This window comes from Leptolyngbya sp. NIES-2104, from assembly GCF_001485215.1.
Lineage (GTDB): Bacteria > Cyanobacteriota > Cyanobacteriia > Leptolyngbyales > Leptolyngbyaceae > Leptolyngbya.
Genome location: NZ_BBWW01000001.1, coordinates 5074284 through 5095791, shown reverse-complemented (window position 1 = coordinate 5095791; position 21508 = coordinate 5074284). Strand labels below are relative to the sequence as shown.

General features: G+C 47.7%; 20 protein-coding genes. 6 read left to right on the top strand and 14 right to left on the bottom strand.

Annotated elements, in window-relative coordinates; genetic code table 11:
• Positions 1-37 precede the first annotated feature (37 nt).
• Entirely contained in the window at positions 38-715 is a 678-nt protein-coding gene (locus NIES2104_RS24465) for a cytochrome b N-terminal domain-containing protein (RefSeq protein WP_059000837.1), read from the bottom strand.
• Between the two features lie 420 nt (positions 716-1135).
• On the opposite strand from NIES2104_RS24465, the gene NIES2104_RS24460 reads away from it, so the two are divergent.
• The 3 genes from NIES2104_RS24460 to NIES2104_RS24450 are packed head-to-tail and all read left to right on the top strand — an operon-like array spanning position 1136 to position 2951.
• Complete coding sequence (locus NIES2104_RS24460) at positions 1136-1858, top strand: pyridoxine 5'-phosphate synthase (protein WP_059000836.1); 723 nt, start codon at positions 1136-1138, stop codon at positions 1856-1858.
• Between the two features lie 34 nt (positions 1859-1892).
• Complete coding sequence (locus tag NIES2104_RS24455; RefSeq protein ID WP_059000835.1) at positions 1893-2219, top strand: MgPME-cyclase complex family protein; 327 nt, start codon at positions 1893-1895, stop codon at positions 2217-2219.
• A gap of 15 nt (positions 2220-2234) precedes the next feature.
• On the top strand, positions 2235-2951 hold the full coding sequence (locus tag NIES2104_RS24450; RefSeq protein WP_059000834.1) for a hypothetical protein: 717 nt from the start codon (positions 2235-2237) through the stop codon (positions 2949-2951).
• Between the two features lie 68 nt (positions 2952-3019).
• On the opposite strand, the gene NIES2104_RS24445 is transcribed toward NIES2104_RS24450, so the two are convergent.
• A complete protein-coding gene (locus NIES2104_RS24445) occupies positions 3020-3805 on the bottom strand; it encodes an RNA polymerase sigma factor SigF (RefSeq protein ID WP_263971034.1) in 786 nt (261 codons plus the stop codon).
• Between the two features lie 311 nt (positions 3806-4116).
• On the opposite strand from NIES2104_RS24445, the gene NIES2104_RS24440 reads away from it, so the two are divergent.
• On the top strand, positions 4117-4587 hold the full coding sequence (locus NIES2104_RS24440) for a hypothetical protein (RefSeq protein ID WP_059000832.1): 471 nt from the start codon (positions 4117-4119) through the stop codon (positions 4585-4587).
• A gap of 119 nt (positions 4588-4706) precedes the next feature.
• On the opposite strand, the gene NIES2104_RS24435 is transcribed toward NIES2104_RS24440, so the two are convergent.
• From NIES2104_RS24435 to NIES2104_RS24390, 10 genes are all read right to left on the bottom strand, one after another.
• Entirely contained in the window at positions 4707-5573 is an 867-nt protein-coding gene (locus NIES2104_RS24435) for a polyphosphate kinase 2 family protein (protein WP_059000831.1), read from the bottom strand.
• Between the two features lie 24 nt (positions 5574-5597).
• Positions 5598-6512 (bottom strand): phosphorylase, encoded by a 915-nt coding sequence (locus tag NIES2104_RS24430; protein ID WP_059000830.1) that lies wholly within the window; start codon positions 6510-6512, stop codon positions 5598-5600.
• Between the two features lie 29 nt (positions 6513-6541).
• Positions 6542-6997, bottom strand: coding sequence for a DUF4385 domain-containing protein (locus tag NIES2104_RS24425; RefSeq protein WP_059000829.1), 456 nt, complete (start codon positions 6995-6997; stop codon positions 6542-6544).
• Between the two features lie 50 nt (positions 6998-7047).
• Complete coding sequence (locus NIES2104_RS24420; protein WP_059000828.1) at positions 7048-7818, bottom strand: hypothetical protein; 771 nt, start codon at positions 7816-7818, stop codon at positions 7048-7050.
• 37 nt (positions 7819-7855) lie between these two features.
• A complete protein-coding gene (locus NIES2104_RS24415) occupies positions 7856-8263 on the bottom strand; it encodes a hypothetical protein (protein ID WP_059000827.1) in 408 nt (135 codons plus the stop codon).
• A gap of 11 nt (positions 8264-8274) precedes the next feature.
• Positions 8275-9237 carry a protein translocase subunit SecF gene (gene secF / locus NIES2104_RS24410; RefSeq protein WP_059000826.1) on the bottom strand — a complete coding sequence of 321 codons (963 nt, stop codon included), beginning with the start codon at positions 9235-9237 and terminating at the stop codon, positions 8275-8277.
• Positions 9234-10658 carry a protein translocase subunit SecD gene (secD, locus tag NIES2104_RS24405; protein WP_059000825.1) on the bottom strand — a complete coding sequence of 475 codons (1425 nt, stop codon included), beginning with the start codon at positions 10656-10658 and terminating at the stop codon, positions 9234-9236. Before secD ends, secF begins: the two co-directional genes overlap by 4 nt.
• Positions 10659-11184: 526 nt before the next feature.
• Complete coding sequence (locus NIES2104_RS24400; RefSeq protein ID WP_059000824.1) at positions 11185-12348, bottom strand: DUF4336 domain-containing protein; 1164 nt, start codon at positions 12346-12348, stop codon at positions 11185-11187.
• Between the two features lie 42 nt (positions 12349-12390).
• Positions 12391-14103 (bottom strand): ShlB/FhaC/HecB family hemolysin secretion/activation protein, encoded by a 1713-nt coding sequence (locus NIES2104_RS24395; protein WP_059000823.1) that lies wholly within the window; start codon positions 14101-14103, stop codon positions 12391-12393.
• Between the two features lie 107 nt (positions 14104-14210).
• On the bottom strand, positions 14211-15254 hold the full coding sequence (locus NIES2104_RS24390; protein ID WP_059000822.1) for an NAD(P)/FAD-dependent oxidoreductase: 1044 nt from the start codon (positions 15252-15254) through the stop codon (positions 14211-14213).
• A gap of 55 nt (positions 15255-15309) precedes the next feature.
• Here NIES2104_RS24390 and NIES2104_RS24385 point away from each other — a divergent pair, with 55 nt between their 5' ends.
• Both NIES2104_RS24385 and NIES2104_RS24380 read left to right on the top strand, forming a co-directional pair.
• Entirely contained in the window at positions 15310-16188 is an 879-nt protein-coding gene (locus NIES2104_RS24385; protein ID WP_263971033.1) for a YaaW family protein, read from the top strand.
• 209 nt (positions 16189-16397) lie between these two features.
• Entirely contained in the window at positions 16398-17627 is a 1230-nt protein-coding gene (locus NIES2104_RS24380; protein WP_059000821.1) for an O-antigen ligase, read from the top strand.
• Here the strand turns inward: NIES2104_RS24380 and NIES2104_RS24375 are convergent.
• Positions 17624-18082, bottom strand: a complete 459-nt coding sequence (locus NIES2104_RS24375) for a hypothetical protein (RefSeq protein WP_059000820.1) — start codon at positions 18080-18082, stop codon at positions 17624-17626. The genes NIES2104_RS24380 and NIES2104_RS24375 overlap by 4 nt on opposite strands.
• A gap of 318 nt (positions 18083-18400) precedes the next feature.
• Positions 18401-21469: a valine--tRNA ligase gene (locus NIES2104_RS24370; protein WP_059000819.1), complete on the bottom strand. Its 3069-nt coding sequence runs from the start codon at positions 21467-21469 to the stop codon at positions 18401-18403.
• Between the last annotated feature and the right edge of the window lie 39 nt (positions 21470-21508).

Here is a 21508-nt window from a genome sequence, read left to right as displayed (position 1 = left end):
AATTATCGTATCCGAGACTGGGACGATTGAAATTCCTCTAGATAGGGGATTGTACTTCCGAATCCGTTGCAAGTGCAGGCTGTTGTTCAATTTCTGGTTGCGGAACAGGTTTAACCACAGGAGTCGCAACTTTTTCTGCCTGCATCTCTTTTTCTTGAAACAGCAACGCGCCTAAATGCACGATCGATAATCCGAGTGCCGCTAACGAAACCACATAACTATGCAGCGTGTACAAATGAGCGACCGTCAACGTTCCAACTGATCCACCCGTGATAATGTCGCGTAAAGTTGCACCGATGAAGGGAATCGCCTCGATCGTGCCCAATTCGATTTTGAGCCGCCAGAAACCGAGTTGATTCCAGTTGAGAATCATTGCCGTCCAGCTTAGACCGATCGCGCTCAGCGTAAAGAAAATTCCGCTAATCCAAGCCGTTAACCAACTGCGGCGGAACCGCTCACCCAAGAACATTACGACGATTTGCACAAGACCCAATACGATCACGAAGTTGCCCGACAAATTGTGTAGGGTGTGAACCAGCCAACCATAAGGAACTTCTGTATCAATCTGTTGCAGAGAATCGTATGCGCCGCCCGCTGTCGGAATGTAATAAAACGCAATCAAAATTCCAGAAGTTGCAGCGACCAAGGTAAGCGTGAGAATCGAAACGGCAAGAACAGTCGATAACCGTCGCAGGATAAAGGCAGGATTTAGCATAACGAGGCTCGATGGGTGAGTATTTGTATCGTTTCGTTAAGCAAATTTTAACGAAATTCAACGATCTTAGAAATGTTTCTTAATTTCTTCGATTAAGAATTGCAATCTTTTTTCAGAATACGGATTCTCGATCGCGCTTCACTCTATCTAAGAGAGTGTTTGAAAAGCATAAAAAGTCATTTCGCTTCGATTGCGTCTCGCCCTGAAATAGAATTTCGGGCTAATGGTGGAAAGTCTACTTCAGTAGACTCGGAGCCAGTTGCAGTTTCTTAGTCCTTTTCAAAGGACTTTCGTCGATTAGCCCAAAATTCATTTCAGGGCGGGATGTGGCAACGATCGACCATTTTTCAAACATCCGCTAAACGCAGAACCTGAAACGAACGCGATAAAATAATTGCCTGAAGCTTTGGGAGCCGAACTTTGCCTACTCTTGGTGTCAACATTGACCACATCGCAACCATCCGCCAAGCTCGCCGTACGGTTGAGCCTGATCCCGTTGCCGCTGCCGTCCTCGCCGAACTTGCTGGAGCTGACGGCATCACCGTTCACTTACGCGAAGATCGCCGTCACATTCAAGATCACGATGTCCAACTTCTGCGTCAAACCGTTCGCACTCATTTGAACCTAGAAATGGCTGCGACCGATGAAATGGTATCGATCGCACTCGATATCAAACCCGATTACGTCACCCTCGTTCCTGAAAAACGCGAGGAAGTCACGACCGAAGGCGGACTCGAAATCGCGGGACAACTCCAGCGCATGACTGAAGTGGTTGGAACGCTGCAAAGTGCAGGAATTCCAGTCAGTCTCTTTATCGATGCTGATTTTGAACAAATTGAAGCGTCCGCTGCCACAGGTGCAAAATTCATCGAACTGCACACCGGACAATATGCCGGATCATATTCCGAAGAAGGACAAGCGAAGGAATTAGAGATTCTGGCGCAGGGGTGTGAAATTGCGATCGCGGCTGGACTCCGAATTAATGCCGGACACGGATTGACCTATTGGAACGTTCAACCGATCGCACGACTCCCCGGCATGGAAGAATTGAATATTGGACACACGATCATTAGTCGCGCCGTTCTCGTTGGTTTAGAACGAGCGGTGAGAGAAATGAAACAAGCCATTCGCGGCGAACTCTAACCCTTCCGGATTTTTTGAAAAAGGACTGATCAATATGACGACTTATCACTATGTTTTGGCAAGCCAGAAATTTTTGCTGGAAGAAGAACCGATAGATGAGGTTCTAAAAGAACGGTATCGCGACTACAAAGACAAAGGCAGAGAAATCGATTTTTGGGTGATCAAAGAACCTGCTTTCCTTGAAGCACCCGAAATGGCAGAAATCAAAGCCAAATGTCCCCGTCCTTGTGTCGCGATCGTCTCGACCAACAAACAATTTATTACTTGGCTAAAGCTGCGACTAGAATATGTCATCACCGGAGAGTACCAGCAATCGGAAGCGATTCCGAACCCGCTGGGGTCTTTGGAAGCTGTTTCTTAGTCCCCCTTAATTTCTATGCCTCAGACGACGCTTCAATCGGTTTTTACAGGTCTCACTGGAGTCGCCCTTGCCCTTGGGAATATTGCTTCAGCCCAAGCGCAACTCCCGAACTGTCAGGCTCCTCGATCGAATGAATTCCTCTTGCTGATTGTGACCCGCACTCCAGATTCTCAAGCGCGGGTTCGCAGCGTCGTCTCTCGTACTGCTGATGTGACGGTTTGCAACTATTTCGGCGAAACGGTGACACGAGTGGGCGGCTACCAAGATGCAGATACCGCGAAGTCTTGGGCAAATTATCTCAATGACACCGTTCGGCTCCGGGCATTTGTGGCAACTCCTCCCGGTGGCGGTCAGGTTGCTAGAGATGAGGTGCCATCTGTTCAACCGCGACCTGTTCAACCCTTAGCTGTCCGCTCTCAGGTCGAATCTGCCACGACCTCCGGAGGCTTCAGTCCTCAGCGACTCGGAGACGGCTTTGCAGTCATCGTCAATCATTACAATCGTCCTGAAGTGGCTTCTCAGGTTCAGCAAGTCTTGAATCGCAATATTGGATTGGTCTCATTTCAGCAGCGCCCTTATCTCTTAGCAGTGCAGACGACCGATCGTGGTGTTGCGGATTCGATTTTGCAGATTTTGAGCGATCGAGGATTTGCAGCGATGTTGGTAAGAAGAGATCGCGTAACGTTACTGACTCCAATCGTTCAGACAGAACCTGCGATCGGGGGTCGATAAACAAGAAACGCCGAACTGATCATTTCAATTCGGCGACTTGATAGATGAATGGAAAATTGGTTAGGAACTTAGGGATCGCTCTGCATGACTTGAGGATGGAGCAGTCCAACCATTTGCTGAATGCCGCGATGAATACGACGAGTTACAGTCATTGGACTGACTCCGATCTGTTCTGCAACTTCCTTGCGCGACAGATCGTGTAGGAAGACATACTCGATCGCTTCTCGTGTTTTATCTTCGAGCTGGTTCAATGCCCGCTGCAACTGTTGGCGGTCTTCTTCTAGCACTTGTAGCGCTTGATATCGCGCATCGGGAAGCGTATCACCTAAAGTCATTGGCGAATCTAATTGCTGGCAAACTGTGGCATCTAAGCTCAACGGTAAGCGGTTCTTCGCCGCAAGTTTGCTTTCACGCCATTCGTTCACCGAAACCTTCAACACATCTGCAATCTCATCGTCGCTGGGTTGGCGACCTAGAGCCTCTGTAAGCTGTTCGCGGACTCGTTGCCCTTCTTTGTTCAGTTGCTGCCAGCGACGGGGAATTTTGACGGTTCCAGCGCGATCGCGCAAGAAGTGAAGCATTTCACCTCGGATATAAGGAACCGCGAACGAGCTGAAAGCGCAACCTTGATTCGGGTTAAACCGCTCGATCGCCCGAATCAGTCCTAAGTATCCAATTTGTTCGAGGTCTTCGTAAGGTTCCGCACATTGATGACTCACCCGATGAGCAATCTTGCGAACCAAACCAGCATTCATCTGTACCAATTGATTGCGGAGTCTCACCGAGGGTTTTTGGTGATACGAAACCAGAAGTTCCATCCCACGAGAGCGTAAAGAAGATTGAGTTGCCATCATCTACCACAAGGTCAAAGTTCATATCAGCGTTGAGCCTATTTTCTGTAGAGAGACTGTCTAAAACCATCGTCGTTTTACGGTACTGATCGAGTTTATTCTGGTATGAATTCGGCAGAAACACGCAAATTATTAAGCCCTTCTAGAGAGGGCATTTCAGCCAATTTTATGCTGTGATCTGCGTCATATTTCTAGTGTGATTGCACTCTGTCCAAAGTGTGATCTATATCGCTTCTTTTGGCAGAGGGAAATGAATTTAATCGACTCTATTTTTATTCGTATAACTTTGCTGAAACATAGAAGGAGCAAGAACTATGGCAACTAAAAACGAAAAAACTTCGCCAAAAGAAGAGCATTCTTCTGAAGCTGAAAAGGAGCAAAAAACTGCAAAGAAATCAGATTCAGCAGCCGTTGAAAACGATCTCGATAATGCTCCTGATATTGAATCTTTGACGGAAATTCTACATAGTGATGCTACTGAGGTTGAATCCGAAGAAGCGATCGATTCGATCGATGAATGGGTAGATTTTCTCAAGGGTCACAAAGAAGACAACATCAAGGAATTGTCTGCTTCTCTAAAGGAGTTGAAGAAACTACTGAAAGCGAAGAAGACCGAAGCCAGCCAGATTGTAGAAGCACTGCAAAAACTCGGTGAGCACACAAACGCGATCGGCGATGAAACTGGACGCGGCGTGAAGGGTCCGGTGCATACTTTGGGTAAAGCGCTGATCACGTTTAGCCACAAGATCGAGCGTGCTGCTGCAAAAGCTGAAAAAGACGCTTAATGCGATCGATGTTCTTGCACTTCTGGTGTGGGAATCTCTAAAAACGCTCTAAAACATCAAGGAGCAATGCAGATTCATCTAAGACTTTGCATTGCTCCTTGACGCTTTACACAGCGAAATTACTTCTCGTGCTCTAACTCTTTTTTAACTTCGAGTAACTCTGCTCGATGCTGTTCACTGACTTTTGGATAGTACAGGTTTAGCGATTTTAGTTTATCCACAATGATATTAGAAACTGCTAAACGAGTAAACCATTTGTGATCGGCTGGAATAATGTGCCAAGGAGCATGATCAGTACTGGTATGGCTAAACAGGTCTTCATAGGCGTGCATGTATTCATCCCAATGCTGCCGTTCTTTTGCATCTGAGGCTGAGAATTTCCAATTCTTTTCATCCAAATCAATTCGATCAAGAAATCGCTTTTTCTGTTCTTCTTTTGACACATTCAGAAAGAACTTTAAGACAATAATCCCGTTGTCTACTAAATACTCTTCAAAGTGATTAATCTGCTTGAATCGTTTTTTCCAAATATCATCGCCTTGTGCTTCTTTGGGTAACTTTTGCTTGGCAAGTAATTCAGGATGAACCCGCACGACAAGAACTTCTTCGTAATAAGAGCGATTGAAAATTCCGATTCTTCCACGTTCTGGTAAAGATTTAAATGAACGCCAAAGATAATCGTGATCCAAGTCCTCTGAAGATGGCGCTTTGAAGCTGAAAACCTGGCAACCCTGGGGATTTACACCGGACATGACATGTTTAATCGTGCTGTCCTTTCCGGCTGCATCCATTGCTTGAAATACAACAAGCAACGCATAAGAGTCTTGAGCATAAAGAATGTCTTGATATTTAGCAAGTTTTTGCACACCTTCCTGGAGTTCAGCTTGAGCAGCGGCTTTATCTTTCAAGCCATTTGTATAAGCTGGACTGTAATCTTTTAGCTTAATCTTCTGGTTCGGTGGAACGATAAATCGATCGAGTTTCATGGGATTTCTCGCGGAGTCTATCCCTTAATTATGATCAGCCTCACGAGTTGAGGACATTACCGCAACGTTCTTTAGAAAATTTAACGGACGTAATTGTTTTAGGGTTTCGAGTTGCTCAGGAGTTCGGACAAGCAGCGCACCCGCAAAAGCAAGAGAATTCACGGCGATCGCACGATATTCAGCTTGTGATCGCGGCACAATCATCATCCATTCCCGCGTCGCTAAGAAATTATACGGAGCCGTTTGTATCGGCTGATGAGAATCAATTCCCACCACTTCTAAAAGTTCGGAATAGCACTTTAGAAGTTGATCAGGTGTGTTGATACGATCGAGCTTCTTAAAGGCATGAGTAAAAGGAAATTCAGGAATGACGGTAATTTCAAAGGAGTTCACAGATTGGATTAATGGATCGATCGGTAAGCGATCGCCATTCTGAACAAACGGAAAGGGAACGAGTTGTAAATGCTTGTGGCGCTGACTTGCACCCGCAACAGATCCGCCGTTATAAAACGCTAAACCCTCTACTTCAGATAAACACGCCCACATCGCTTCGAGATCACTGAAGGTTAATAACGATTCTTGCTCTTCAAATGCGCGGGTAATGATTAAAAGATGATTTTCGACAACGTTAAATTTATTGAGTAGACAGACGTGAGTATCAGAAATATCAACAACAAATAAATCGCGATCGTACGGTAGAAATGGATCGATCGGTTTTCCAGTTGCAATCTCTTCTTGTTTCTGCTTCAAATCAGCAACTTCTTTACGAATCAGATTTGTCACGATGCGAACGAGAAATCTAGCTCCTGCTTGCTCGATGAAAGTCTGACTGGTTGGAATTGACAGAAGTGCACCACAAGAAAGAGCGTGTTGCGTTTGCTCGATCGTGCGTTGCCACAAGGTTCCAGGATTTTCCAACAGCGACAGATGTTCAGACATAGTAAAAGAGCACCGATTAACACTCTTAACTATTTCACATCTTCGTAGCGATCGCGATGTGCTCTGAGTTGCGTCATGTATTCCGGGTCAAGTTTTGCTTGCTGCCATTTCTCATAAAAAATCTTGGCGGATTCAGCTTTGATCGGGTCTTCTTCACGCGGTAAAACAGTTTTATCCGTACCATACTTGCGACCGGATTTGTGATTGGCGTAACGTCGCGATCGCGTATATCCCATCTGCAAAAATTTTCGCGCCATGTCCATCCCAACAAAATCACCCTGCGCTTTGTATTCCTGAAAAAGCTGGTAGATTTTATCGGCGGAAATTTGTGCAATCTCCGGCGTTTTGAACCTCCAATGCGGCAGAATTTCGCTTTTATAGGGTTCCACCAATAAAACGCCTTGTTCGCCTTTTCCAACGCGGTACAGTTCTGGATGCTCTCGGAAATTGATTTGGGTGAAATCGATCGAGTAATCAAACGCCATCTTGAAAATTCCGACTCTGCGTTTAATTCAATCAGGCGAACTGATGCGCGTCATGCACCACGGGAACGATTTCTAAAAATCAGCAGAAGGATAAGCACGATCGCGCTTCCGATCGCAGTAATGAGAATCGCAGATTGGGCAAATTGACGAACTGCGATCGCAACCAACGCCCAAATAATTACGCCTGTAAACGCAATATCACCGTATCGAATTGCGATCACTGCTGAAATTACCGTCGCAATCAGGATCATTAATACTGTCCAGATCGTTGCATCAATACCAAATCCATTCCACCGAGACGCATAAAGTGCAGAGGCAACATTCACGATCGAAGCAACACTAATCCAACCGAGATAAATCGCGATCGGAATCCGAGCAAACCATTTTTCTTGACGGCTCTTTGGAAATCTAGACCAAATGAAAGCAGCAATCAGATTCAACAGAATCCCAAACATGAAAACAACCGATAGCCAAAATTGCTGCAACTGGAAAAGATATACCCAAACGATTTGGAAAACAGATGACCAAATGATTGGAGCGCGTAACTTCAGTAAATACGAATTGTAACGCTGTGAAGGTAAAACTTGATAGATTCCGAAAGCGATTAATCCAAGGTAAATGACACCCCAAATTGCAAAAGCATAATTGGCTGGCGTGACGAGTACACCTCCAAGAATCGTGTTCGCAATCTGACCGATATTCAGTTCTCTTAATGGATAGATATTTGAGATGGCATTGACCGCGATCGTTGCCAAAATTGAAACGATCGTGGCAACTTGCAGAAATGCCGTAAATGGCGAATGACGTTCAGAGCGCTGCATATTCCCTCTTGAAACACACTCTCTTTACGGTAGCCAATTATTTTTTATTCGGTTCAATCCATCTCCAAAGCGGATGGCTTTGACCTTGTTGGCGAATTTTGAGAACGATTTTTTCAAGACGCTGACGCTCATCGGTGGGCAAACCAAAAAGAATATTGCGACTCTGCCAAATCAAAACGCTCAGTGTCATTCCAACACAAATCCCTAACCCGATCGAGGCTGCGAGATTTCCCGCCAGTCCATGCCGCAATGCTGCCCAAGTGAAATACTGCATCATCAGCGAAATCGGGTAGCGCAATCCCCAAAGACTGAGAACGCCGATCGTCAACCACAATCCCAAAACAACCAGCCACCGTCCGATCACCGTCATCCGGTGCAGTCGTTGAACGGCGGCTTGGAATTTTGGATCAAGTTCAGACGGATCAATAAAATCCGGGTGTGTCATACGCTTCTAACCTAATCACTACTGACTTCAGCAGTTTTCACAGGCGCAAATGCCCGCCCCCGCTTTTCTCGCCACAGCGCTAACAGTGAACTCGCGATGAAGATACTTGAATATGCCCCCATCGTAAAACCAATAATCAGCGCCAAAGCAAAGTTTCGCAGCGTATCACCCCCGAACAAGAAGAGCGCAAACAGCGTTAGTAATACGGTTAACGTCGTGTTAATCGATCGCGTTAAAGTTTGATTCACCGCATCGTCTACGATTTCATTAATGTGACGACCCGGATTAAGTTGAATCGTTTCACGAACGCGATCGTAAATTACAACCGTGTCATTGACCGAGAAACCCACGATCGTTAACAGCGCCACGACAAATAAACTATCGACTTCAGTTCTGAGCGGTGTCAGTCCCAGAATCGCAAAGAAACCAACCGTGATCAGAACATCGTGAAAAAGCGCGATGATAGCGAAAATTGCGTAGTCCAACTCAAAACGGAACGTCATGTAGAGCGTGATTCCTGCGAAGGACACGATCAATGCAATGAGAGCCGATTGAAAAAGCTGTCTACCGATCGTCGGTCCAACCGTATCAATTTGCGTTTTCTTGGCATCAAACTTTCCGATTTTCGATTCGAGTTCTGCTTGAAGTTTGGTGCGCTGATCGACACTGAGCGTATTCGTCCGAATCAATGCCGCTCGTTGTTCCTGCCCGACGATTTGAATACTGGCATCGCCTAGTTCCTGAGATTTCAGTACCTCACGAATCGCATCTAGGCTAATCGGTCGATCGCAGTTTCCAGGCACACTACAATCGAGTTCAACCTGAAGCCGCGTTCCACCTTTGAAGTCCAGCCCTGGACGCAACGGCGTACCGATTTGGGTTTGCAGAATCACCATTGCAATGATGCCTGCCAGAATACAGATTGCAGAAATCGTCCACCACAATCCTCTTTGACGAATCACATTCAGTTTCATGAGGTGGTCTCCGAGATCGATTGTTTAGCTTTTGGAAGATTAGGGCAGAACCATGCAGGCTTGCGAAGTCCCGGAAATGTGATCGCGTACATCATCAGTGTTCGACTACAGGTGACAGCCGTGAACATACTGATGGCAACCCCTAACAGTAGGGTGACACCAAATCCTTTGACCAGTCCTGAACCGAACCAGATCAGGGCGATACAAGCGATCGCAGTTGTGACGTTACTATCGAGAATGCTGGAGAAAGCGCGGAAGAAACCGGATTCTACCGATCGATAAAGCGTTTTTCCTGCCAGCAATTCCTCGCGAGTCCGCTCAAAGATTAGAATGTTCGCATCGACCGCCATCCCAATGCTGAGAATAAATCCAGCAATTCCAGGCAGCGTCAAGGTCACACCGAGCAGTTTGAATCCGGCGTAAGTCAATAGCGAATAGATGATCAGCGAAATTGCACTAATCACGCCCGGTAAACGGTAGTAAACGATCATGAAACCGAGTACCAGCAGCAATCCGCCAATTCCCGCATAAATACTGCTCTGAATACTATCGCGTCCGAGGGTTGCGCCGACGGTTCGGTTTTCTACGACTTCAACCGGAAGCGGTAAAGCACCACCGCGAAGCTGTACGGCTAAATCGGTCGCTTCTTGAGCGGTAAATCGTCCCGTGATCGTCGCCCCGCCACCTGTAATTCCGGTTTGAGCAAATTCGGCTCCAACGCTTGGAAAGCTGATCAAACCGTTATCGAGAAAAATTCCGAGCGATCGACCTGTTCCCGCCAAAGTTTTCGTCAGTTGAGCAAATTTCTCGCCGCCTTCTTGATCGAATTGCAATCCGACGCTAAACGAGTTCGAGCCTGGAGCGGATTCAGGAAAAGCATTTTTCAGGTTCTTACCCACGAGCGCAGGCGGATCGAACAGAGACGCGATCGCATCATTGCTGCGTTTGATTGCCGCTTGATTTTCAGCGATCGCTTTTTCGTCCCCAGATTTACGGAGTTCGTCCTGTTTCTTGAGGAGATCTTGACGGATTGATTGTTCGATCGGAAGTCTTGCTTCGGTTCCCGCCTTTTGTGCCCGAAAATCAAGCTGTGCTGTACCGCCCAAAACTCGCTCAGCCTGTTCTGGATCGTTGACACCCGGCAACTGAACGAGAATCTGATCTTCGCCCGCTGTTTGCACGAGGGGTTCCGATACGCCCAAACCGTTAATCCGACCTTCGATCACCCGCTGTACATCTTCTAGCTGCTGTGATGTAATTTTCTGTATTTCTGCGGTAGGCTTAACCTGAATCGTGATTTGCGATCCACCGCGTAAATCCAAGCCCAATAATGCTGGAAAATGGCGCTGATCAAAGATGATATAGATCGAGCCAAGCACCAACACTAAAATTAATAGAAGTAATCCTCGCTGCCGTCCCATAGCCGTTCGGTGTTATGACAAAGGCTATGATAGCGCTTTCTTTGCAGGACGTTGCAGAGGATACGAATTCGATCGAGTATTGCGAGATAGTGTGAATTCGATAAATCTTTCCGCTTCGATGCTGACTCGCCCCGGAATAAAATTCGGGGCTGATCGTGCGAAACCCACTGAAGGGGGTTGAATGCGAATCATTACAAGGCTTGCAGTCCTGAAGGGACTTCGCACTGTTAGCCCCGAATTTTATTCCGGAGCGGGCTGACAACGAAGCGGGTGAGTAACAAAGCCGAAAAAAACCACCAAATTCACGCTTAGTTAGAGGGTGTTTGAAAAGTCGTCGTTTGTTGCATTCACCCGCCCGGAGCTGAACCTCCGGGCTGACCGAGGAAAGCCCCCTGAACGGGACTAAGAGCCGCAGAACTTGCGCTTGAGCCTGCTTTAGCAGGGTTGCGCTGATTAGCCCAGAGGTTTAGCTCCGGGCGGGATGCAATCGAAGCGAAGAGACTTTTTATACTTTTCAAACACCCTCTTACAACTTCTCTTTCGCAGGTGGAGTTACTTTCGTTTTGATCAAGCCTTTCTCAATCTCTTTCAAAAGTTCAAAGTCTTCATCCGGTAAAGCTCTGCCATCCTTTTCTAAAAAACTGAATGCAGCGCGAAACTCCTGAGAATTAGCATCGATCGGGGCATCCAAGTGACAAGGAATAATCCGCTCAAAGTCCCAACTCGCAACCTTTTCTGCCCAATCAATCACGATCTGCGGTTCACGATTTAGAATCAATCGCTGCAAAATCGGAGCCACGATCAATCGATGTTTTCGTAACGCCTCAAACGATCGCTGCCAGCCCAATTTCCAATGAAACGGATACCAGCCGAAAAAGGCTTTCTTCGATCGATCCGGTGCTTTAACCACTTCTCGCACCGATGGGATTAAATCAGCGATATCCAACCCGCTAGGACGAAAATAAAACGTGAACAATGCGACTCGCTGCCATCCTTTGCGGCGATTTGCTTCAGTATCTTCAATCTGCTCGGTTCCAGACTCGCGAGCGTGAAACAGCAAAGGATACGGATCGATCTGGATAATTTCGGGCGCGACTTCTGGAACGGAAAGGACAGAATCCGTAACGAGCAGCGTTTTAGAACGTCGATCGAATAACGCAATTTCCTCAAACGGTCCTAATCCCAACCGAATTGGACCGAGTTTCGCGTATTCAAACTGATCGCCAAACGGAATTGATCGACCATCGAGTAAATGCGTCCGATGCTTGGGAAATCCTAACCACGACAACGGCAGATTAACCGGGTAACTCCATTGATCCGGTGCAATATAAATTTGAGCATTCGGATACTTTCGAGCGAACGGCGGCACAAATGCTTTATGTTCCAAACCGGAAGCAGTTGGAAAAATGATGTATTGAACATCTCCGTGAACGGAAACAATTTCATTTAGCAATCGCAAACACTCGATCGTCGGAGCCACAGGCGCATACACCAAAAGCCCACCCGCATCGAGTTTTACAACGGTCATCCGAATCGGTGTAACCACATAGAAAACGCCTTGAAGCTGCTCAAAGACCCAAACCGAGTCTTTGACTACTTCCCGTCGAATCGTACGGCGTTGGCTATACGGATAAATCGGCACCGTAAACCAATAAAACCAAGATCGCTCTTTCTGACTGTCTTGCACCATGTCCCAACCGTCCGCCAAATCTGATCTAGTGTCGCACCAAATCTAGAACGATGGACTATAGCGGATCGAGAAATAAATGCCCTTTTCTTGCAAGCTGCGTCTTTCGCCCTCGATCGACACCAGCGGAAATCCAAAATCAATCCGCGCTGAAAAATCATCCCCTTGCTGCCACAAAAATCCGAATCCCGCCCCGACCAAAGTATTTGGATTTGGATTCGCCCCGCTGCGATTCCAAGCGGTTCCCACATCGATAAAAGGTGTGACTTGAACTAAAGCACGTCCCGATCGCAAAATCGGCAACCGCACTTCCGATGAGAACAAGAATCCGTTATCGGTCAGGAGCGCATCTTGCCGATAGCCGCGAACCGTATCCACGCCGCCGATACCGATCTGTTCTAACGGCACTAAAGTACGATCGCTTAACTGCAAATCGCCCCGCACTAACAATAATGAATCCCGCGCTAACAGCCTTGTCCATTGAGCTTGTCCGCGCCATGTAAAAAACTGACTATCAGGAGCCTGATCATTGATCGTCGCATCGAACAAGCCCAAACCAAAACTAAACTGCGATCGAGCGGCGAAAACTTGTCGCTCACTACGCTGTACATATTCCTGAAAAAATCGCAGCGCTGAAATTCTCGTTCGACCTTGCTCATCGGCTCCCGGCGACAACCGAAACGGACCAATATTATCGATACCTAATTCTGTCTCACTTTCTTGACGCGAGAACGTTAGCCCTAACGTAAATTCATTGGTCGGACGCTGCACGATCGGCTGGCGAAACGTCAATTCGTAGTAGCGAGATCGCGCCTGAATATCCAAAACGTCAAACGGCGATTCAATCACTCGGCTCCGAGTACTGCCATACGCAAGCCGTAACGTTCCATTTCGGGGATTGAGCGGCACCGTATAGCTCAAATCAACTCCATTACTGCCGTCAGTATTGGTATAACTCGCTCTCAGCCCATCTCCTAAACCGAGTAAATTCGCCTGTGACAGTTCAAGTTGGCGACGGAACGATCCAACACTCGGCGATCGAGCATTATCGAGCGTTGGAGTCACCGAGAATGTTTTCGCTTCCGTAATCGTCACTTGTAAAACACTGGTTCCAGGACGGGTTCCCGCCTGCAAATCGGCTGAAATCGAAGCGATCAGCGGATCGAGTTGCAAAAGTCGTAAGCCTTCGAGCAAGCGATTTACATTTAACGGCGCTTGCACAGAAAGCCCGATGCGGCTCCGAATATAAGCCGGATTCAGGCGACGCGTGCCAATTACATTGATTTGCTCGATCGAGCCTTCGATCACTTGAATTTTGACTACGCCCCCGGTGAGCACTTGAGGCGGCAATACCGCAGCAGACGTGACATATCCATTTTTGATATAAAGTTCAGCGATCGCCGATCGTAATTGCAATAATTCCGCAAACGAAACATTTCGATTCAGATACGGCTTTGTGATCGGCTCAAAATCTTTCGCGCTAAATACTGTACTACCGACCACATCAAACTGTTTGACCTGGATCGTATCGGGAATATTGCCTGGAGTCTCGATCGTTGAAGGCGGCGTAATGGGCTGAGGCAGCAATTGATCCGGAGGCGGAAGCGGGGTTGGAATTTGCGGCTCTGGGGAAGGTTGCGGCGGTAAAGGGCGCGGCAAATCTTGAGGCGGAATTGGCACAACGGGCTGAGCCACCGAAGCAACCGGGGCAAAAATACCGAACAGTAGAACAGCTTGAAACAGCGATCGGAAAACCATTTTGTACTACCCGTCCATAACACGTTAGAGCATAAGAAACCACGCCCTTGTATAGTTAAATCACAGGTCTGCGATTATCCATTAGGGAAATTCAAAATTTAGAGAAATTACCCACTAATTTGTGTCCAAAACTGTTTAGGTAGCGGCTGGTTGCTGAGTTGCCCGTTTAAATGATTCGCAGTCGCAAGCCCAGCATGAAACGCATTCTCAACCCGATTTCCACCACACCAATCCCCGGTGCAAATCATCGGATTAGAAGTCGTCGCAGCTAAGAATTTTTCAGAAACAGGATTAATCGGAAACGCATACCGCCAGCGATGAACTTGCAGCACCTCCGGACTGGTAAACCACGGTTCTGCTACTTCTGCCGCCCGTTTTAACAATTGCTCTCCGACTTGCTGCAAATCAAGATCTTCTAAATGTTGTGCGGCAAACGTTGCATTACTTTGAATCACGATCGCAGGTTGTCCCGGATTCAATTGCTTTGTGCTATCAATACCAATCCAGCCTAAATCTGAATCTGCCAGACACACGATCGCTTTCCAATCCAATCGTTCCACATCCGCCTGTCGCTCGGTCGGATAAACCGCGATCGCACTAATACACGGCGAATACTCGATCGAGGTCAACCGCTCAATATACGTTCCACACAACATCGCCGCCTGTGGAGCCGGAATCGCCACAATCACCGCACTCGCTGAAATCACTTCGCCCGATTCACAGTAAAGATTCCAGCCGTTCTGCTCTTCGATGCGTTCGACTCGATGGTTCAATCTCAGCGTTAAGCCGATCGAGAGGAATTTCGCGATCATCGTAATCCCATTCATCGCCGCGTAACACGAAGCTCGCTTTTGTGGCGGTTGAATTCTGCCTTCATCCAATTCGTGAATCGTATCCGTCCAGACGCGAATGATTTTGCGATCGACCAACTGATTCAACAAGTCCTGAAACTCAGCGGATTTTGGCTTGAGATAACAAACGCCATGATCCGCGTGCGTTCCCTGCAAACGGCGAGTTGCCATTCTTCCACCCAAACCACGGGACTTGTCGATCACAACCACCTTATAGCCTGCTTGGTGGAGCATCTGAGCACAGGTTAAACCGGACATCCCGGCACCCACGATCGCGATATCAAATTGGGAATCGAGCATACTTTGAGAAATCCTGAAACAAGTAATATCCGATGTGTCGTCTAGCTTATGTAGAATGAATCTGGAAGCAGCATCGGGAGGAAGACCACCAGTGGATGAGTTTAGAGCCGCTTTGGAATTGGCGACAGATGATGAACTACGCGAACTGACAGAAATTCTATTTCGTCCGAAGTTCAACCCGCTGGATTACGTCAACGCGACTGACCCGATCGATCTACAAAGCCAATCGCGGGAAGACTGGCTCGATGCGATCGATGAGCGATTCCGCTTCCTCGCAGCCGATGGTATCACAGTCCTCCGCCGTAGAACCGGACAAGTGAGCTACCGCCAAATTCTGATCCAAGTCTGCCGCTATCTGAAATTGCCCTACACGGGATCAATGTCTACGACCGATTTAGAAGCTGAAATCTTCCTCAGTCTATTAAACCGCGCCTGGAAGCAACTTCCTGTGTCCGAGCAAACCGCTTTGACCCGACGAGTGAAAAATGCGCTGATCGATACGGGTCTTGCTGAAGAATTACCGCTGTCTTTGCAGAAGAATCCGATGTCGCTCGTGGCTAAAGGCGGAGGTGCCTTAGCGGTGAATACCCTACTACAGCCTCTTTTGCTAGAACAGATTGCGCGACAGTTTGCCCTGCACTTTGCACGTTATCAAATGGCACAACAAGCGATCGCACAAGGTGGAATTGTCGCTGCAACTCAGATTCAAACTCAGGTTTCGCTGCAATTAGCAAAACGAGGGATGACGATGGCAACGGCGCGATATGGGGCGACTCGTGCAGCGTTTGCCTTTTTGGGATCGGCATTGTGGACTTGGTTTCTGGCAGATTTGGGCTGGAGAGCGATCGCCACAAATTACGGGCGCGTGATTCCAATCATTTTCGCTTTGGCTCAAATTCGGTTAACGCGATCGGACTGCTTTGAACCCGTTTAAGAGGATGTTTGAAAAGTTGTCGTTCGTTGCAACGCCCCGCCCTGAAATGAATTTCGGGCTAATCGGCGCAAGTCCATTGAAATGGACTAAGAACTTGAAACTGCCTCCCAGTCTACTTCAGTAGACTTTCCACCATTAGCCCGAAATTCATTTCAGGGCGGGAGGCAATCGAAGCGAAGAGACTTTCTATACTTTTCAAGCACCCTCTAATGAAGACGCTGCGCCTGCAATCTCATCCTGATCCGTCGCTACAACGCCCCTGGATTCTGGTTCAATTTGGATTATTTCTGATGCCGTTTAGTGCATTCTTGGGCTGTACTCCAGTTCTAGTGGCAGCGCTCGATATCTGGCAGCAACGGTTCTCTAGTCTCAGTCGTGAACCAGTGAATCGAGGATTTGCGGTCTTGGGATTGGTGATGATTGTGGCAGCGGGATTTGCCCTCGATCGCACCAATGCTTTTCTCGGTTTGTTCAATTTTCTGCCGTTCTTTGTGACGTTTGCTGGATTAAGTGAACTGATTCGATCACCCAAACAGTTAACGCAAATCGCTTGGATTTGGGTACTGACCTCGATCCCGGTCACGCTGATTGGATTGGTGCAATTATTTTTCAACGTTGGGGGATCGCCTTCGATTTTGTGGGGATTGATTGAATTAACAATTAGTCCTGGTGGAGAACCGTTAGGGCGAATGTCTTCGGTCTTCACTTACGCGAATGTACTGGCAAGCTATTACGCGATCGTATTCATTCTCAATCTAGGGTTATGGATTGATCAACGTCAGCGAATTCTAGGCGCGATCTTTTGCTTGAATGCGATCGGCTTAATTTTGACGAATTCTCGAAATGTTTGGGCGATCTCGCTTCTGGCTGGTTTAGCGTTTGCGCTGTATCACGGGTGGAAAAAAATCGTTGCAGGTGTTGTCGGAATTGCGGGCTTAATGGCAGGAGCCGCATTTGCTCCAGAACCGATCGCTGCACCGCTTCGAGTGATTGTCCCGCGATTTTTTTGGGCGCGATTGAACGATCAAATGTACAGTGATCGTCCGGTGAATCAACTGCGATCGACTCAGTGGAAATTTGCCTGGTCGATGACCGAACAGCGACCGTTGACAGGCTGGGGATTCCGCAGCTTTTCAAAACTGTATACCGAGCAAATGCAGCTTTGGATGGGTCATCCGCACAATCTCTTTTTCATGCTGTCTTCTGAAACCGGACTGCCCGCAGCCTTGATGCTATACGGATTAGTCGGCTGGATTTTGGCTCAAAGTGTATTCACTTGGCGCAAACTCCAATCGCAACATCAGCGCATCTATTTCACGTTCTCGATCGCGTTCTTTGCCTGCACCTTATTCAGCTTCTTAGATGTGCCGCTGTTTGATGCCCGGATTAATCTCATGGGCTGGATACTGCTGGCAGGAATTTGGAAAATGCAGGACTAATCCTGGTTCTGAGATTTCACCTGCGACATCAGCATCTCTAGCTGTTTCTTCTCGCTTTTGAGTTCTTCTTCGAGTTCTTGGATTTGTTCTCGGCGTGCCTCAAGTTCGATCTTTGTTCGCGCTAATTCTTGCTGTTCTAGCGTCAATGACTGCCGCCACTGTTCTGAGCGCTCTTTCTCCTGCTGCAACGAGCTAGGCGTAAACCCATACGTCAAGTAGCACTGCACCAAGTCCATCACCCAATCTTTGGCTTCGCGAATATCTAAAATCTGATTGCTGCTGGAGATTTCGACCAGCACGAGCAGTCCATCACTGTAAGCATTTGCCTCAGCGGAAAGTACCGTTTCCTCTTCAGGTAGTTTCGTCCAAATGTGCTCTGACTTTTGAGCAGCCAGTAAGCGCAATCCTGCCTTGCCTAGATAGCCTTTTTTTTGAACTTGCGCCAAGTGCAGCATTAACTTTTTCTCTCGATGTCGTCTCGGTGGGAACGATGATCAGGGGCATTTACAGGACAGTTTCGCTGGCTGTCCAAGAGTTTTGACAACATATACCGTTGTATCCCTGTTCTATCGCCCGTAGATGCACTGACCTGATCTGTACTACGATCGAACGGCTTCGGTTTTTATCCGGTTGCGCCCTATTGTACGTACCTATCAAGACAGTATAGCCTCTTCGTTTTCTATCGGAATCATTGAGGCGGTTCCCTCATACAATTACAAAAAAGAGATGCCAAAATCCAGCATCTCTGATGACAAAATTAAGAATTGATAAACTTATAGGCGATCGAGCTTCGATTTCAGAATTTCTGCCTGCTTTTCTGCTTCTGCCAAAGCATCTCGCGTCGATTGCACCACGTCAGGCGGCGCTTTATCGACGAATTTCGGATTATTCAATCGACCGCTGAGCGCCTGAATCTCTGCCTCAACTTTCTTCAAATCCCGCTCAGTCTTAGCTTTGAGCGCTTCAAGGTCGATCAATCCGGCGAGTGGAATCGAAATTCTGACGGTTCCAGTGACTCCGACGATCGTTTGAGCATCATCAACAGGCTCGGTTTGAACGGGTGCAATCGCGAGTGGTTTCGGTTCTCCAATGACCTCGGCTTTAAACTGATCAACTTGCTTGAGGAAAGTTTGTCGATCGCTTGTATCCCACAGCCGCGTTTTCGCAAACCAGATAGTGTAAACGATTCCCACGATTTCCAGCAACGATGCAAGAAGTGGAACTTCTTGAACCGAATCAAGGACAACGGACGCGACTTTGAGCGCGAACAGGATCGAGCCAATGAGCAGCAGCGAGAGGAGGATCTTTTGATGTTTGCCGATGAAGTTGCCAGCGGTATCAAGTGCGATCGCTAGAACGGGCTGTTCTGCGTCGTTTGTCGGTTTCGGAGTTTCGTTTGTGCCTGCGATCGACAACGTTTCGACCCGCGCCATGTCCTTGATATAGGACTGACCTCGAATCAGCGTCTGCTTTTCTCGATCGTCCTCAGTCGAGAGCGCGACTCGGATTCTTGCACCCGGTTTGATTTCGGCACTCGCTCTGAGGTTCCGAATCGTGCGAATCGTGTTGAGAATTAACTCAAACTGTTGTTCTAGATTCGGATCGATCAGGGTTGTATTGGGGATTGGATAACTCTGGAGCGCAAGTGAATTGCGATCGATTTCAGGGGTTTGGGTCAGGGTGTGCCAAATCTCTTCGGTGATGTGCGGCATGAAAGGATGCAGGAGTTTGAGCGTTCCTTCCAACACATGAGCGAGAGTTTGCTGGGCGGCGAGACGAGTCGGAGCATTGGGATCTTGTAGGCGCGATTTGACAAGTTCAATGTATTGATCGCAAAAATCGCCCCAGATGAATTCGTAGAGACTCTTTGAGGCTTCACCGAATCCATAGTTATCGAGGTAATTTCGCACCTCTTGAGCGAGTTGATTGAACTTGGAGAGAATCCAGCGATCGCTTAATTCCAAGTTGTTTGGTTCACCTAATTGAGCAGGTGTTTTTCCATCCAAATTCAGCATTACAAACCGCGACGCATTCCATAGTTTGTTAGTGAAATTGCGTGAGGTTTCGACGGTTTCGGATTCGTCGGTTTTGCGATCGTACGCCATCCGAATATCCTGACCCGCTCCAGTGACCTCTCGGATTAAGGTATATCTCAGCGCATCGGTTCCATATTTATCAATCAAAATCAGCGGATCGATGCCGTTATTCGCTGATTTCGACATCTTTTTATTGTTCTCATCCCGCACTAATCCGTGGATGTAGACATCCTTAAACGGCATTTGTCCGGTGAAGTGTCCCGCCATCATCGTCATGCGGGCAACCCAGAAGAAGATGATATCGAATCCGGTTACTAGCGTTGCAGTCGGATAGTAGCGCTTGTAATCTTCGGCTTCGGTATCTGACCAGCCTAGTGTGGAAAAGGGCCACAATCCCGATGAGAACCAAGTGTCGAGAACATCTGGATCTTGTTCGATTTGGACATTTTCGCCAAATTGCTCGATCGCTTTTTTTCGCGCTTCTTCTTGCGATCGCGCCACGATAAACGGCGTGTAATCGGTAATTTCGCCGTTCGTTTCACTAATCGCATACCAAGCCGGAATTTGATGCCCCCACCACAATTGCCGCGAGATACACCAATCTTTCAAGCTCACGAGCCAATCGCGATACACTTTTGTCCAGCGTTCCGGCACGAATTTTGGAGAAGTTTGCTCATCTAAAGAGGCAAGAGCAAAATCAGACAGCGGTTTGATTTTGACAAACCATTGAGTCGATAAAAGCGGTTCGATCGGCACTTTTCCGCGATCGCTGTACGGAACCGTATGTTTATAAGGCTCGACTTTGACCAGACAGCCTTCTTCTTCCATCTTCTTGACCAGGTTTTTCCGCGCCACAAAGCGGTCTTGTCCCTGGAATTCTCCAGCGTTCTCGTTCATCGTGCCGTCTTTGTTCATCACATTGATCGACGGCAACTTATGACGCTGACCCATCTCGAAATCGTTCAGATCGTGTGCGGGTGTCACCTTCACGCAACCTGTTCCAAAACTCGGATCAACGTGCTCGTCACCGATGATCGGAATTTCGCGGTAAACGAGCGGCAACATTAGGGTTTTGCCGATCAGATGTTTATAGCGATCGTCATTCGGATTCACTGCGACCGCTGTATCACCCAACATCGTTTCCGGTCGAGTCGTTGCCACTTCGATAAAGCCATCCTCGCCCATGATCGGATAGCGAAAATGCCACAGATTTCCGTCTACTTCTTTATTCTCAACTTCGAGATCCGATACAGCGGACTGACTCGCCGGACACCAGTTGACCAAATAATTACCGCGATAAATCAGCCCTTCATCGTGCAGTTTGACAAAGGCATCTAACACCGCAGCGGATAGTCCTTCATCCATCGTGAACCGTTCACGCGACCAATCCACTGATACCCCTAAGCGACGGAGTTGATTCACGATCGTGCCGCCCGATTCCGCTTTCCATTTCCAAGCGCGTTCTAAAAACTGTTCCCGTCCCAAATCATCACGGGTTTTCCCTTCCGCTTTGAGTTGCCGCTCTAAAATCGTCTGCACCGCAATACTGGCGTGATCCGTTCCTGGCAACCACAGCGTATTTTTGCCCAACATCCGCTGATACCGAATCAACACATCGATCAGCGAACTCTCAAAGGCATGACCCATGTGCAAACTACCCGTGACATTGGGCGGCGGAATCACTACACAATACGGCTCACCAGCTTGATTCGGATCAGCCTTAAAGACCTGATTCTCCTCCCAAAACTTCTGCCATTTTGCTTCAGTCGTGGCGGCGTTGTATTGAGTGGGAAGAGTGGCAGTCATGAGAAGTTTCTAGAAGGTTGGGGACATTTAGCTTATGAT

Excerpts from the sequence above, each read along its gene's own strand:
- NIES2104_RS24415 (WP_059000827.1), bottom strand. The coding sequence starts at position 8,263 with ATGACACACCCGGATTTTATTGATCCGTCTGAACTTGATCCAAAATTC.
- NIES2104_RS24440 (WP_059000832.1), top strand. The coding sequence starts at position 4,117 with ATGGCAACTAAAAACGAAAAAACTTCGCCAAAAGAAGAGCATTCTTCT.
- NIES2104_RS24385 (WP_263971033.1), top strand. The coding sequence starts at position 15,310 with ATGAATCTGGAAGCAGCATCGGGAGGAAGACCACCAGTGGATGAGTTT.
- secF (WP_059000826.1), bottom strand. The coding sequence starts at position 9,237 with ATGAAACTGAATGTGATTCGTCAAAGAGGATTGTGGTGGACGATTTCT.
- NIES2104_RS24375 (WP_059000820.1), bottom strand. The coding sequence starts at position 18,082 with ATGCTGCACTTGGCGCAAGTTCAAAAAAAAGGCTATCTAGGCAAGGCA.
- NIES2104_RS24455 (WP_059000835.1), top strand. The coding sequence starts at position 1,893 with ATGACGACTTATCACTATGTTTTGGCAAGCCAGAAATTTTTGCTGGAA.
- NIES2104_RS24450 (WP_059000834.1), top strand. The coding sequence starts at position 2,235 with ATGCCTCAGACGACGCTTCAATCGGTTTTTACAGGTCTCACTGGAGTC.
- NIES2104_RS24395 (WP_059000823.1), bottom strand. The coding sequence starts at position 14,103 with ATGGTTTTCCGATCGCTGTTTCAAGCTGTTCTACTGTTCGGTATTTTT.
- NIES2104_RS24425 (WP_059000829.1), bottom strand. The coding sequence starts at position 6,997 with ATGGCGTTTGATTACTCGATCGATTTCACCCAAATCAATTTCCGAGAG.
- NIES2104_RS24445 (WP_263971034.1), bottom strand. The coding sequence starts at position 3,805 with ATGATGGCAACTCAATCTTCTTTACGCTCTCGTGGGATGGAACTTCTG.
- NIES2104_RS24390 (WP_059000822.1), bottom strand. The coding sequence starts at position 15,254 with ATGCTCGATTCCCAATTTGATATCGCGATCGTGGGTGCCGGGATGTCC.
- NIES2104_RS24400 (WP_059000824.1), bottom strand. The coding sequence starts at position 12,348 with ATGGTGCAAGACAGTCAGAAAGAGCGATCTTGGTTTTATTGGTTTACG.
- NIES2104_RS24370 (WP_059000819.1), bottom strand. The coding sequence starts at position 21,469 with ATGACTGCCACTCTTCCCACTCAATACAACGCCGCCACGACTGAAGCA.
- NIES2104_RS24420 (WP_059000828.1), bottom strand. The coding sequence starts at position 7,818 with ATGCAGCGCTCTGAACGTCATTCGCCATTTACGGCATTTCTGCAAGTT.
- secD (WP_059000825.1), bottom strand. The coding sequence starts at position 10,658 with ATGGGACGGCAGCGAGGATTACTTCTATTAATTTTAGTGTTGGTGCTT.
- NIES2104_RS24380 (WP_059000821.1), top strand. The coding sequence starts at position 16,398 with ATGAAGACGCTGCGCCTGCAATCTCATCCTGATCCGTCGCTACAACGC.
- NIES2104_RS24430 (WP_059000830.1), bottom strand. The coding sequence starts at position 6,512 with ATGTCTGAACATCTGTCGCTGTTGGAAAATCCTGGAACCTTGTGGCAA.
- NIES2104_RS24465 (WP_059000837.1), bottom strand. The coding sequence starts at position 715 with ATGCTAAATCCTGCCTTTATCCTGCGACGGTTATCGACTGTTCTTGCC.
- NIES2104_RS24435 (WP_059000831.1), bottom strand. The coding sequence starts at position 5,573 with ATGAAACTCGATCGATTTATCGTTCCACCGAACCAGAAGATTAAGCTA.